This is a genomic window from Streptomyces sp. JH34 (genome assembly GCF_029428875.1).
Lineage (GTDB): Bacteria > Actinomycetota > Actinomycetes > Streptomycetales > Streptomycetaceae > Streptomyces.
In genome coordinates this window covers 2192506-2205427 of the sequence record NZ_JAJSOO010000001.1, presented here as the reverse complement: position 1 = coordinate 2205427, position 12922 = coordinate 2192506, and the positions used below count along the sequence as shown (strand labels likewise).

Genomic DNA, 12922 nt, shown 5'->3' with positions numbered 1-12922 from the left:
GGCCCGGCGCGGCGGGCGGCCCGGCTACTTGAGGTGGACGAGGCCGTCGGTGGTGAGGGTGGGCCGGCCCTTGGTGCCCACCACCACGACCTTGACGGTGTGCTTCGCGGAGGCCGACCACGACTTCGTCCAGACCGCCTGGCGGTAGGCGGTGGTGGAGGACTTGAGGTCCACCGTCGCGGCCTTGACGCCGTCCACGTAGACGTACGCCTGTCCGGACGTCGAGGCCCGGGACACCACCCAGGCGACCGAGCGGCCGGTGAACGTCCACGTCAGGGAGGCGTTCTTGGTGCCGCTGGTGTACGACTTGCCGCCGAGGTAGCTGGAGGACGACTTCGTCGTCCAGGTGCCGCTCCTCGTCGCCGAGGACTCCTGGAGGATCACCGGCGTACCGGCGACCGAGGCGGCCCCGATGTTGCCCGCGCGGTCGTACGCCGTCATCTTCCAGCTCGTCGCCACGCCGGACTTCGCCGTGTGCGACGCACTGGTGGTCGTCGGGCCGTAGGTCCTGGCCACCGGCGCGGTCAGGCGCACGTCCGCGAGCAGTACCGCGTCGGACGCCTTCCACTTGAGGGTGAGCGGAACCGCTGCCGCGTTCACCGTGCCGCCGCGCAGAGACAGGGCGGGCTTCGTGGAGAAGACCGGGGCGGTCCGGTCGGCGACCACGGTCGCCGCGGCCGACACGGAGGTCTTCCCCGACAGGTGCGTGGCACGCACCTGGACCGTGTGACTGCCGACCGCCAGGGTGGCCCTGGCCGACGAGGCGCTGCCGGCCGTGGAGGCCACGGACTTCCCGTCCACCAGCAGCTCGTACTTGTTGACGAACACGGCGGGAGTGGTCGCGGACCAGCCGACGGTGATGTCGGCCTTCGTGTAGTACCTGGTGCCCGACAGCGCGGCACCGGCCACCGACTTGACGGTCACCCCCGCGACGGGGCCGGCCGCGTAACCGCGGATCGTGGGCAGCTGGTTGTACAGCCCGGTGCCGGGGCACTGGGTGTTGAAGCCGTCACGGTGCCCGGAGACCGTGTCGAACGAGTACGCGGTCCCGGCGGTGAACGTCTTGCCCGCGTAGTTGTTGCCTGTCGCGCCCGCGGTCAGCATGGTCGTCGCCGAGGGGCTGACGCCGTACTGGCCGAGCTTCCACGCGGCGATCCTGGCCACCGCGGTCGTCGCCGCGGTCGCGGCGGACGTGTCGGTGTACATGCCGATCACGGCGATGCCCGCCGTCTCCCGGTTGAAACCGTAGGTGTGCGCGCCCATCACGGCGCGGTCCACACCGCCCTTGCGGCCCTCGAAGATCGTGCCGCACTTGTCGACGATGAAGTTGTAGCCGAGGTCCTTCCAGCCGTTCGACTGCACGTGGTAGGCGTGCAGCCCCCGTACGATCGCCGCGGAGTCGGCGCAGGAGTACGCGTTCGTCTGCGCCGTGTGGTGCACGAAGACGGCCTTCACCGTGTCCATGTAGTCGGGCGACTCGTCGTTGAGGGACTCGTCCGCGTTCCAGTCCGCCCGTGTGACGATCGGCGGTCTCGGTGCCGTGGAGGGCAGCGGCGGCGGCAGGGTCGCGGTCGGGTCGGCGGTGGGTGACGGGGACTCGGACGGGACCGGCGGCGAGGTGCTGGCGCCGGGCTCCGTGGTCGGGGACGGGTCGTCCGTCGGGCCTGTCGTGGGCTCCGCGGTCGCCGGTTCGCTCGTCTCGCCGGTGGCCGGGCCCGTGGGCTCCTCGGACGGGGTGACCGTCGGGCCGGTCGGGCCGTCCGTGGGGTCGCCCGACGGCTCGTCGGTGGCGTCGATCGCGTACGCGGCCGGTTCCGCGGCGGAGCCCGACACCTTGCCGGGGTCCACCGTGTCGAGCCGCAGCCCGGCGGGGAGTCCGGCGGACGCGCCCTTCCCGGCGGACACCCGGACCTCGACGCCGTCGGAGGGGCCCACCCAGCGGGGCTCGGTGGTGCCGCGGGCCCCGGGCCGGTCTGCCTCCGTACGCCCGTCGACCTCGGTGTCGACGGGCAGCCACGCCGACCAGCCGCCGGTCGCGACGGACCGCGTACGTGCCTCGACGGTGCCCCGCACCTCGGCCGACGGGTCGGTCCAGGTGACACCGAGCATGCTGAACGGCTCGGTGCTGTCGCGGCGCAGGGACGCCGTCGCCCCGTCGCCCGACACCTTCAGGGCGTCGTGGTGCACCTCGGTCCGCGCCGGACCGGACGTGGCGCCGATGCCGTCGGGCACGTCCGAGGTACCGGTCACCCCCTCGAACACCAGGACACCCGCCACGGCTGTCGTCGCGACGGCAGCCGTGGCCCATATTCTTCGTTTCACTCGCACGTGGGCCCCCGAGGATGAATGACTGCCGTGGCGGCAGTGAGGATGTGACCGGCCGTCGGCCGGTTCTCCGGATGATCCTCGCGCATTCCTGACACCCTGTCGCCGCGCCCAGGGATCGACCTGGTCACGATCGGACCCGCCGCGCGGCCCGGGCGCTCAGGTCTCCGGGGCGGCCGGGTCGTCGGCGGGCACGGACGTCGGGCACGAGCGGCGCGGGACGAGGACCGTGGGCGCTCCCGGCGCCCGGCGCACCCGCCGTCACGCGGTGAAACGGCCCCTGGTGCGGCCGTCCACGGCGCTCAGGTGGTTGGTGTGGGGAGCGCTGATCGCGATGATCGCCATGTCGTCGTGGGGGCCGCCTCTCAGCCACTGCGAGGCGAGCATCTGGATCCGCTCGACGACGGCTTCCGCGGGCATTCCGGCGCACTCCGACAGTGCCTGTGCCAGGCGCTCCTCGCCGAACTGTTCATCGCCGAAGGGCCCGCCGCGCGCCTCGGTGAAGCCGTCGGTGTAGAGCAGGCAGGTCTCGCCCGGTTGCAGGACCGCCTCGACGGAGTCGACCGCGATCGTCTCCAGGACCCCTATCAGGGTGCCCCGGGTGGCGATCTCCTCGACCGTGCCGTCACCGCGGACCACGAGGGGGGAGGGGTGGCCGGCCGAGGTGAGGCGCAGCCGGACCAGGTTGCCGGTCCGCTTGACCGAGGCCATCACCAGGGTCGCGAAGCGCGTGTGGTGGGAGGTCAGAAGCGCGCCGTTGAGGAGCCGCAGCATCCGCCCGTGATCGTCCGCCATCGGCATCAGGGCCTGCAGGGTGTTGCGGATCTTGCCGGTCAGGACCGCCGCCTCGAGTCCCTTTCCGCAGACATCCCCCAGCACCACCAACGACGCGTCCTCCTCCGTGCTGCCGGGGTGGACGTCGTAGAAGTCGCCGCCCACCCGGTCGCCGGTCTCCGCGGGCCGGTAGCCCCCGGCGATCTCCACCCCGTCGAGGCGCCGCAGCCGAGGAGGGAGCAGATCACGCATCAGCGTCCGGGTGATGGCGCTCTGCTCGCTGTAGAGGCGGGCCGCGGACAGGGAGGCCCCCGCCCGTGCGGCGAAGAGCCGGGCGAAGACCTCCTCGCTCTCGTCGAAGCGCGCGTGCGCCGTGCTGCGGAACAGGATCAGGGCTCCGGCGGGTACGCCGTGGCCGGGCAGCGGGGTCACGACGACGGAGCCGATCGTCCCGTCGAAACCCTGCGGAACGATCCACGCCGGCAGGGTCGCCGGATCGATCCATCGCGAGGCCACCGGCGGGTAGCCCTGCAGCGCCTCGCCGAGGCCCGGCAAACCGGAAGGATCGACCGCGACGAGATCGAGTTCGGTCGCCCGGCCCGTGACGGCGCGTGCGACGGGCAGCCTGCCACCGGACGGCGGGGTGACGACGACCGCCGCGTCGGCGAGGTACTCGGCGGCCAGCCGGGCGGTGGTGGCCATGCACCTTTCGGTGTTCAGCGAGGCCAGCAGGGCGTTGGACGCTTCCGTGAGGAACTCGGTGTGTGCCCGCTCCGTGGCGAGCGCCTCCTCGGCGAGCCGCCGGCCGGTCTCGTCGGCCAGCCACCACACCAGGCTCCCGTCCCGGCCGCGGGTGGGGTGCGCCTCGAAGCTGTGCGCCGCGATCCGCCCCGACACCGGAGCGAGCGCCCCGTCGTCCTGGTCCGGAAGCGCTGAGCGGACGACCGCCGCCTCATGGGCCTCCGCCAGCCAGCCCGGCAGCGCGTCGCGCACGCTCACCCCCGGTGCTGCCCCCGCCATGAGGAGGAGGGCCGCCGGGTTCACCTCCAGGACGGTGCCGGCCTCGTCGGCCCTGATCACGGGACAGGGGGCCGGAGCCCACGGATCGGGACCCGACCGGCACTGCTCGGGTCCCACGACGGATACGCCTTCGGTAGAGGCCATGAAAAGGCCCGCCTCAGGCGAACCGCACCACCCTTCCCCACTCGACGAAAAACACTTAACCGACGGCAAGTGTTGTCCACGGTGTCCCGATTGGCAACCTGCCCCCGCGCGTCGCCGATCGAGGGGGGCGCGTCAGGCGGTTCCTTCACGAAAAGGGTGCAGGACCTGCACATGCGAGCCCGTGCGGCCGGGCTCGCGGTGTCATCCGGACGGGGCGTCCCCGTGCGTTCGGTCCGCGGCGGGCCTGCCGTGCCAGTCCAGGCACATCACCAGGGAATCGTCCGCGGCGGGGCCGGAGCCGCGATGGCCCAGCAGCTCCTGCAGCATCGCCCGGGGCACCTGCGGTGCGGGCAGCAGACGTGTGCTGGTGATCGATCCGGCCAGCGCGCGAAGGCTGTACTTCTCGCCGCCGGGTGACAGTGCGTCGTAGACGCCGTCGCTGATGAAGAGCAGGCGGTCCCCGGGTTCCACGGTGAAGTGCTGGGGGACGTAGTTGGTGTCCTCGAACATGCCCAGAGGCATCTGCGCCTCCAGTTCGATCGGCTCGACCACCCCCGCCCGCACCCTCCACACGCGGGGTGAACCGGCGTCGATGATCTCCACGTCACCGGTCGGGAGGTGGAACCGGAGCAGCAGGGTCGACGTGTAGCGGTCCCCGCCGTACTGCCCGTAGATCGCCTGGTCGGCGAGGTACGCCTGATCGCTGAGGCTGAGGCCGGCGCGCCGGGCGTTGCGCAGGGCGTTGATCGCGAGATTGGTCAGCAGGGCTGCGTCGATGCCCTCGCCCATGCCGTTGCTGACGGTCAGGAACAGGTCGTCGGCCGAGCCCGACCAGTCGAAGCTGTCCCCGAAGATGGCGTACGCGGGTTCCAGCTGGGCGCCGAGGCTGTACTCGGGCCGGGAGCAGGAGCGTCCCGGGAGCAGCTGCCACTGCATCTCGGCGGCCAGGGTCAGCCGCTCGGCCCGGCGCGCCTGCAGGAAGAGATCGGTGTCCCGTTCCGCGACGACCACTTCGTGCGCCAGACCGTCGGCGCACTGCTGGAGCTCCTCGACGACGTTCTTCGCCAGTCCGTCCTCGCCGGCCTCCAGGGTGACGCTCAGGACCCCGAGCCGGTCTCCCCGGACGCTGAGCGGCACGTGCACCGTCACCTCGGACGCCGCGTCGTCGTAGACGCAGTGGGGCTCCTGGGAGCCGAACGCACGGCCCGGAGCGCTCTCGTGCACCGATACCGGTGGGCGGGTGTGCGGCAGCGTGCCGACGGGCTGCAGTTTCGTCATGGCGTAGTCGACCATCAGCAACTCCACCGCCCTGGCGTGATGGCGCCGCTCGATCTGGGAACGGATCACGTCGAAAATCTCATGAGGCGCGGCCTCCCGCAGAGAACGTTCCATCGCTCCGGGTCTCTCCATCGGTAACGATCCCTCTCCCCTTCACATATCTTCATCTGAGCCACTACTCACCACGACTACTCGTCACGACCAGCCGGAACGGGCGCGAAGGCCCCCTCGGGAGTGTCACATGCACAAGGTCCCCACCACCGCTCATCAGCACGTCTCCCCCGTCGTGCCCGAGATCGGAGAGGTCCTGGAACTCCTGGAAATTGCCTGGGAACGCGGCCGGGACGCCCTCGGCACCGCGCCGCTCTCCGCCGCCCAGACCCGTGTGATGTACATCATCGAACGCGAACCCGGCATCAACCTGAGCGCGCTGGGCCGCCGCCTCTCCGCGGCCGCGCCGTCCGTGACCCGCCTCTGCGACCGCCTGCAGGCCGCCGGCTTCCTCCGCCGGTTCCCGCACCCCCACAACCGCCGCGAGGTCCAGGTGGAACTCACCGACGCCGGCGTGACGCACCTGCGCGCCATCAGGCACCGCCGGGAGGAAGCGCTCCGCCAGGCGATGAGCCGCATGCCCCTCGATACCCAGCTGGCACTCGCCACCGGCCTCCGGGCACTGTGCGACGTGGCCGGCGAACCCGAACCCGTCGGGACCCGTCTTCGCCGGGAGACCGCCTGAGCCGCATGACTCCGCCGTGCGGCCGGGGCGAAGCCCCCCACCGCACGGCGGAGTCATGAACACCCGGGGGGCCCGGGTGCGTCACCTCAGCACTCGATGATGTTCACCGCGAGCCCGCCGCGGGCGGTCTCCTTGTACTTCACGCTCATGTCGGCGCCCGTGTCCTTCATGGTCTTGATGACCTTGTCGAGGGAGACCTTGTGGCTGCCGTCGCCGCGCAGCGCCATCCGGGCCGCCGTGACGGCCTTGACCGCCGCCATCCCGTTGCGCTCGATGCAGGGGATCTGGACGAGGCCGCCGACCGGGTCGCAGGTCAGGCCCAGGTTGTGCTCCATGCCGATCTCGGCTGCGTTCTCCACCTGCTCGGGGGAGCCGCCCAGGACCTCGGCGAGGGCGCCCGCGGCCATCGAGCAGGCGGAGCCGACCTCGCCCTGGCAGCCGACCTCGGCGCCGGAGATGGAGGCGTTCTCCTTGAACAGCATGCCGATGGCGCCGGCGGCCAGCAGGAAGCGCACGACGCCGTCCTCCTTCTCGGCCGCGGTGCAGCCGCCCGCCGCGAAGTTCATCCAGTAGTGCAGGACGGCGGGGATGATGCCCGCCGCGCCGTTCGTGGGGGCGGTGACGACGCGGCCTCCGGCGGCGTTCTCCTCGTTGACGGCCATCGCGTAGAGGGTGATCCACTCCATCGCGTGCGTCTGGGGGGCGCCCTCGGCGCGCAGCTGCCTGGCCGAGTTCGCGGCGCGGCGGCGGACCTTCAGGCCGCCGGGCAGGATGCCCTCCCGGGACATGCCGCGTGAGATGCAGGCCTGCATGACGCGCCAGATCTCCAGCAGGCCGGCCCGGATCTCGTCCTCGGTCCGCCAGGCCTTCTCGTTCTCCAGCATGAGGGAGGAGATGGACAGACCGGTCTCCCGGGCGAGCCGCAGCAGCTCGTCGCCGGTGCGGAAGGGATGCTTCAGGACCGTGTCGTCCGGGACGATCGGGTTCTCGCCGGCCACGGCGTCCTCGTCCACGACGAAGCCGCCGCCCACCGAGTAGTAGGTCTTCTCCAGCAGCGGGGCGCCGTCACGGTCGTACGCGCCGACGGTCATCCCGTTGGCGTGGTACGGCAGCGCCTTGCGCCGGTGCAGGACCAGCTGCTCGTCGGCGTCGAACGGTATGTCGTGCACGCCCAGGAGGCTGATGCGGCCCGAGGCGCGGATCTCCTCGACACGGGCGTCGGCGCCCTCGACGTCGACCGTTCGGGGCGACTCGCCCTCCAGACCGAGCAGGACGGCCTTGGGCGTGCCGTGTCCGTGGCCCGTCGCGCCGAGCGAGCCGTACAGCTCGGCGCGGACCGACGCGGTGTGGACCAGCAGGCCCTCGTTCTTGAGCCGGCGGGCGAACATGCGGGCCGCGCGCATCGGGCCGACCGTGTGGGAACTGGACGGGCCGATGCCGACCGAGAAGAGGTCGAAGACCGAGAGGGCCACGGGGGTACTCCTAAGGCGTTGGTGGACGTCGTTGTCCGCCCGGGTGGTGCGGGCCGGGCCGGGTGGGCCCGGGAGCGCGGGGCAAAGGGGTGGGGGCACCGCGCTCACTGTGTTCAGTGTGCGCGGTGCCCCCACCCTGTGTGCAAACTGCGGGTGACTACTTGAGGCCGGGGTACAGCGGGAACTTCTCCGCAAGCGCGGTCACACGGGCCTTGAGGGCGTCCGCGTCGTACGCGGGCTTCAGCGCGGCCGCGATGATCTCGGCGACCTCGGCGAAGTCCTCGGCCTGGAAGCCGCGGGTGGCCAGCGCCGGCGTGCCGATGCGCAGGCCGGAGGTGACCATCGGGGGCCGCGGGTCGTTCGGGACGGCGTTCCGGTTGACCGTGATGCCCAGCTCGTGGAGCCGGTCCTCGGCCTGCTGGCCGTCCAGCTCGGAGTTGCGCAGGTCGACCAGGACCAGGTGGACGTCCGTACCGCCGGAGAGCACGGAGACGCCCACCTCGGTGACGTCCGGCTGCACCAGGCGCTCGGCCAGGATGCGGGCACCGTCCAGGGTGCGCTGCTGGCGCTCCTTGAACTCCTCGCCCGCCGCGACCTTGAAGGAGACCGCCTTGGCCGCGATCACGTGCTCCAGCGGGCCGCCCTGCTGACCGGGGAAGACCGCCGAGTTGATCTTCTTGGCGAGCTCCTGCGTCGACAGGATCACGCCACCGCGCGGACCGCCCAGCGTCTTGTGCGTGGTGGTCGTGACGACGTGGGCGTGCGGCACCGGGTTGGGGTGCAGACCGGCGGCGACCAGGCCCGCGAAGTGCGCCATGTCGACCATCAGGTACGCGCCGACCTCGTCCGCGATGCGGCGGAAGGCGGCGAAGTCCAGCTGGCGCGGGTAGGCGGACCAGCCGGCCACGATGAGCTTCGGCTTCGACTCCTTGGCGAGGCGCTCGACCTCGGCCATGTCCACGACGCCGGTGTCGTCGACGTGGTACGGGACCACGTCGTAGAGCTTGCCGGAGAAGTTGATCTTCATGCCGTGGGTCAGGTGACCGCCGTGGGCCAGGTTGAGACCCATGATCGTGTCGCCCGGCTTCAGCAGCGCGAACATCGCGGCGGCGTTGGCCTGCGCACCCGAGTGCGGCTGGACGTTCGCGGCCTCGGCGCCGAAGAGCGCCTTGATGCGGTCGATCGCGATCTGCTCGACCACGTCGACGTGCTCGCAGCCACCGTAGTAGCGGCGGCCGGGGTAGCCCTCGGCGTACTTGTTCGTGAGGACGGAGCCCTGCGCCTCCATGACCGCGACCGGAGCGAAGTTCTCCGAGGCGATCATCTCGAGGGTGGACTGCTGGCGGTGGAGCTCGGCGTCGACGGCTGCGGCGACGTCCGGGTCCAGCTCGTGGAGGGAGGAGTTGAGAAGCGACATCAGTGGGTCCCTAAGGTCTCAGTTGCCGGAGAACGCGGTGTACTCGTCGGCGGAGAGAAGGTCGTTCGGCTCCTCCGCGACGCGCACCTTGAACAGCCAGCCGCCCTCGAAGGGAGCGGAGTTCACCAGCGACGGGTCGTCCACGACGTCCTGGTTGGCCGCGGTCACCTCGCCGGTCACCGGCGAGTACAGGTCGCTGACCGACTTGGTCGACTCCAGCTCACCGCAGGTCTCGCCCGCGGTCACCGTGTCGCCGACCTCCGGGAGCTGGGCGAAGACGACGTCACCGAGCGCGTTGGCCGCGAACTCGGTGATACCGACCGTGGCCACACCGTCCTCGAGGGCCGACAGCCACTCGTGCTCCTTGCTGTACCGCAGCTGCTGGGGGTTGCTCATGACCTGAATTCTCCTGTACGCGGGGGAGTGCTGATGAACGGTGGTCTTACGGTGTGAGACACGAATGCGTCACGTGCGCGGCGCGCCGTGTCACGTACGGCGTCACTTACGGCGCTTGTAGAAGGGCAGCGCCACGACCTCGTACGGCTCGTGCGTGCCCCGGATGTCGACGCCGACACCCTCGGTGCCGGGCGCGGCGTGCGCCGCGTCCACGTAGGCCATGGCGATCGGCTTGCCCAGGGTGGGCGACGGGGCACCCGAGGTGACCTCGCCGACGACCTTCCCGTCGGCCACGACGGGGTAACCGGCGCGCGGCACCCGGCGGCCCTCGGCGATCAGGCCGACGAGCTTGCGCGGCGGGGCGGCCTCCGCGCGGTCCGCGGCGGCGGACAGCGCCTCGCGGCCGACGAAGTCGCCCTCCTTCTCGAACTTCACGACTCGCCCCAGACCCGCGTCGAAGGGCGTCAGCGCGGTGGTCAGCTCGTGCCCGTAGAGCGGCATGCCCGCCTCCAGGCGGAGCGTGTCACGGCAGGAGAGCCCGCACGGGATCAGGCCGTACGGCGCGCCGGCCTCCGTCAGGGCCTTCCACAGCTGCTCGGCGTGCTCGGGGGCCACGAAGAGCTCGAAGCCGTCCTCACCCGTGTAGCCGGTCCGGGCGATGAGCGCGGGGACGCCGGCGACCGTCCCGGGGAGCCCGGCGTAGTACTTCAGTCCGTCCAGGTCGGCGTCCGTGACCGCCTTGAGCACGGCGGGCGAGTCCGGGCCCTGGACGGCGAGCAGCGCGTACGCGTCGCGGTCGTCCCGCACCTCGGCGTCGAAGCCCTCGGCGCGTGCGGTCAGGGTGTCCAGGACCAGCTGGGCGTTGCCCGCGTTGGCGACGACCATGAACTCGGTGCCGGCCAGGCGGTAGACGATCAGGTCGTCCAGGATCCCGCCGTCCTCCGCGACGATCATCGTGTAGCGGGCCCTGCCCTCGCCGACGGTGGCGATGTTGCCGACCAGCGCGTAGTTGAGGAAGGCGGCCGCCTGCGGGCCGGTGACGGCGATCTCGCCCATGTGCGACAGGTCGAACAGTCCGGCCCGGGTACGCACGGCGTTGTGCTCGTCGCGCTCGCTGGCGTACCGCAGCGGCATGTCCCAGCCGGCGAAGTCGGTCATGGTCGCGCCCAGGGACCGATGCAGGGCATCCAGGGCGGTGAGACGGGGGGCAGTGCTCATGGACATGGCTCCAGGGCATGACGACAGGGGGTTGTTCCCTCCCCATCTGTCATCGGAACCTGAGAGGTTCGCCGAGAGCCCCTGAAAGGGTCCTGACGGATTCGTCCCCGTCAGGGTCGGCTTGCACCTTGGGTGGGACCGCGCAGCGGCCCGCTTTTCAGATCTGCCTCATCCACGCGGTACGGGGCCTGAGAGATTCAAGGGAGGAACTTGCTCCTTCGGCGCCCGGCGCACACGGTGACCGGGACTCTCCCGCGCGGATTCAAACGGCCGGTATGCAGTTGGCGGGGTCATCATCGCACGCATTGCGGGAGAGTGGGGCGTTCCGGTCCGCACGGGTACCGATCCCGACACGTGCGGCCGGAAGCGGTTGTGCCGCATTACCTTTTCTTTACACTTCTTGGGCAGGTCAGTGGGTGACTCGGCAGGGGGAAGGCGATGACGTTGCAGCGCTACGCGACCACCGCGGGGGCGGCGAGCGGTGCGATGCCCCAGCAGTCCGGCGTGCCCGCGCGGGAGCTGTCGGACGGGCAGGCGCCGGTGGTGCGTGATCTGCGGGGCGTGGGCGGTCCGGGACCGCGCGGCCTGGACTTCGCGCCGGGGGACGTGGTGGTGGTCTCCGGGCTGCCCGGCAGCGGGAAGTCCACGCTGATCCGGCGCACGGCCCGGGAGCACGCGATCGACTCCCAGGACACCAGGGACCGCTGGGAGGCGGCCCTGCCCGCCTTACTCCCGTACGCCCTCTACCGTCCCCTGGTGCGCGCCGCGCACTACGCGGGGCTGTTGCGCACCCTGCGCTCGGGCGGACCGGTCGTCGTGCACGACTGCGGCACGCAGGCCTGGGTGCGGCGCTGGCTGGCGCGTGAGGCCCGGCGCAGGGGCAGTGCCCTCCACCTCGTGCTGCTCGACGTCACCCCCCAGGTCGCAAGACAGGGGCAGCGGGAGCGTGGCCGTGGGGTGTCCGGCTACGCCTTCGCCCGGCACCGGCGGGCGGTCGGCCGGCTGCTGCGCGACACCGAGAGCGGGCTGCTGCCACCGGGATGCGCCTCGGCGGTGCTGCTCGACCGGGAGACGGCGGCGGCGATCGTCCTGATCTCGTTCGCGGAGCCGCCGGCCCCTCCGGCCTAGACCTGGCCCGGAGGGGGTGCCGGACGCGTGGCCACTGGTGTCACCGTTCGCACACGCACAGTTCGCGCCCCTCCGGTGGGCCGTCCGGAATCTGGACGGCCCCTCGGGTCCCGTCACGGCTCCCGCCTGCGGCACCGCACCAGCGGCGCGAGCCGGTCTAAGGTTTCAGCCGCACAGCATGGCGAGAAAGGGACACAGACACCGTGGACATTCCGGCTCAGGGCCAGACCCCGTCGTATCCGTCGCAGGGGTGGCCCGCCAACGAGTTCGAGGAGACGCTCAGCGCCTCGCTCGGCGTGCCCGGGGCAGGCGGGCGGCTGGTCGAGGTCCTCGGCCGCAGCCACGTCTGGGTACCCCTGCCGAACGGCGGCGGGCCCGACAGCACCGGCCTCGACCTTCCGACGGTCGACATCGAGGGCGGCGCCTACGTCCCCGTGTTCAGCTCCGAGGCGCAGTTCCTCCAGTGCGTCGGCTCCCACCTCTCCTTCACCGTCGCGCCCGCGCGAGAGTTCGCCCGCGGGCTGCCCCCGCAGCTCGGCATAGCGGTCAATCCGGGCGGCGCCGTCGGGGTACCCCTGCCGCCCTCCGCCGTCGCCGAGCTCTGCCGGGCCGGGCGCACCCCGCTGGACGGCCCCGCGAGCGGCGGCCGTGTCCGGCTGTACGAGCCGGACTGGAAAGAGGATCCAGTCGACTTCCTCTCCGCGGTGTCCGCGGAGTTCCAGGCGACCGGAGTGGTGAGCACCGCGCGCCGGGTCCTGGCCAGCGTCGAGGGCGACAGCCCCGCCCTGTTCGTCGGTGTCGAGTTCGCCGTGCGCGAGGCCGCGGAGCAGAGCGTTCCGCTGGACGCCCTGGGGCGCGCGCTGGGCCGGGCCGAGGTGCCCTGGCCGGTCAACCTGGTCCTGCTCGACGTGGCGCAGGACCCGGTCGGGGACTGGATGCTGGAGAAGGTCCGCCCGTTCTACCGGCGCGACGGGCACTGAGAGCCGGGGCCCGGGCCGCCACGTGGCGTCGAGC

The 12922-nt window shown here is 71.7% G+C and carries 10 protein-coding genes and 1 riboswitch; of the genes, 3 read left to right on the top strand and 7 right to left on the bottom strand.

Annotation, left to right across the window (positions count from 1 at the left end; translation table 11 throughout):
• Positions 1 to 24: 24 nt before the first annotated feature.
• The 3 genes from LWJ43_RS09485 to LWJ43_RS09475 form a co-directional block, all read right to left on the bottom strand.
• On the bottom strand, positions 25 to 2328 hold the full coding sequence (locus LWJ43_RS09485) for an N-acetylmuramoyl-L-alanine amidase (protein ID WP_277331848.1): 2304 nt from the start codon (positions 2326 to 2328) through the stop codon (positions 25 to 27).
• Between the two features lie 258 nt (positions 2329 to 2586).
• Positions 2587 to 4263, bottom strand: coding sequence for a PP2C family protein-serine/threonine phosphatase (locus LWJ43_RS09480; protein ID WP_277331847.1), 1677 nt, complete (start codon positions 4261 to 4263; stop codon positions 2587 to 2589).
• A gap of 201 nt (positions 4264 to 4464) precedes the next feature.
• The gene (locus LWJ43_RS09475) at positions 4465 to 5673 is read right to left on the bottom strand and encodes a PP2C family protein-serine/threonine phosphatase (RefSeq protein WP_277331846.1); all 1209 of its coding nucleotides are present in this window, start codon (positions 5671 to 5673) and stop codon (positions 4465 to 4467) included.
• 109 nt (positions 5674 to 5782) lie between these two features.
• Here LWJ43_RS09475 and LWJ43_RS09470 point away from each other — a divergent pair, with 109 nt between their 5' ends.
• The gene (locus tag LWJ43_RS09470) at positions 5783 to 6277 is read left to right on the top strand and encodes a MarR family winged helix-turn-helix transcriptional regulator (protein ID WP_277331845.1); all 495 of its coding nucleotides are present in this window, start codon (positions 5783 to 5785) and stop codon (positions 6275 to 6277) included.
• 86 nt (positions 6278 to 6363) lie between these two features.
• On the opposite strand, the gene LWJ43_RS09465 is transcribed toward LWJ43_RS09470, so the two are convergent.
• The 4 genes from LWJ43_RS09465 to gcvT all read right to left on the bottom strand — a co-directional run bounded on the left by LWJ43_RS09465 (position 6364) and on the right by gcvT (position 10780).
• A complete protein-coding gene (locus tag LWJ43_RS09465) occupies positions 6364 to 7749 on the bottom strand; it encodes an L-serine ammonia-lyase (RefSeq protein ID WP_277331844.1) in 1386 nt (461 codons plus the stop codon).
• 157 nt (positions 7750 to 7906) lie between these two features.
• On the bottom strand, positions 7907 to 9166 hold the full coding sequence (glyA, locus tag LWJ43_RS09460; RefSeq protein WP_277331843.1) for a serine hydroxymethyltransferase: 1260 nt from the start codon (positions 9164 to 9166) through the stop codon (positions 7907 to 7909).
• 18 nt (positions 9167 to 9184) lie between these two features.
• Entirely contained in the window at positions 9185 to 9562 is a 378-nt protein-coding gene (gene gcvH, locus LWJ43_RS09455) for a glycine cleavage system protein GcvH (RefSeq protein WP_277331842.1), read from the bottom strand.
• Between the two features lie 102 nt (positions 9563 to 9664).
• Positions 9665 to 10780 (bottom strand): glycine cleavage system aminomethyltransferase GcvT, encoded by a 1116-nt coding sequence (gene gcvT, locus LWJ43_RS09450; RefSeq protein ID WP_277331841.1) that lies wholly within the window; start codon positions 10778 to 10780, stop codon positions 9665 to 9667.
• Between the two features lie 167 nt (positions 10781 to 10947).
• A riboswitch (glycine riboswitch) is annotated at positions 10948 to 11045 on the bottom strand.
• A gap of 173 nt (positions 11046 to 11218) precedes the next feature.
• On the opposite strand from gcvT, the gene LWJ43_RS09445 reads away from it, so the two are divergent.
• Together LWJ43_RS09445 and LWJ43_RS09440 are read left to right on the top strand one after the other, a co-directional pair.
• Positions 11219 to 11908: an AAA family ATPase gene (locus LWJ43_RS09445; RefSeq protein WP_277331840.1), complete on the top strand. Its 690-nt coding sequence runs from the start codon at positions 11219 to 11221 to the stop codon at positions 11906 to 11908.
• A 203-nt stretch (positions 11909 to 12111) separates the two neighbouring features.
• On the top strand, positions 12112 to 12888 hold the full coding sequence (locus LWJ43_RS09440; protein ID WP_277331839.1) for an enhanced serine sensitivity protein SseB: 777 nt from the start codon (positions 12112 to 12114) through the stop codon (positions 12886 to 12888).
• Positions 12889 to 12922 lie beyond the last annotated feature (34 nt).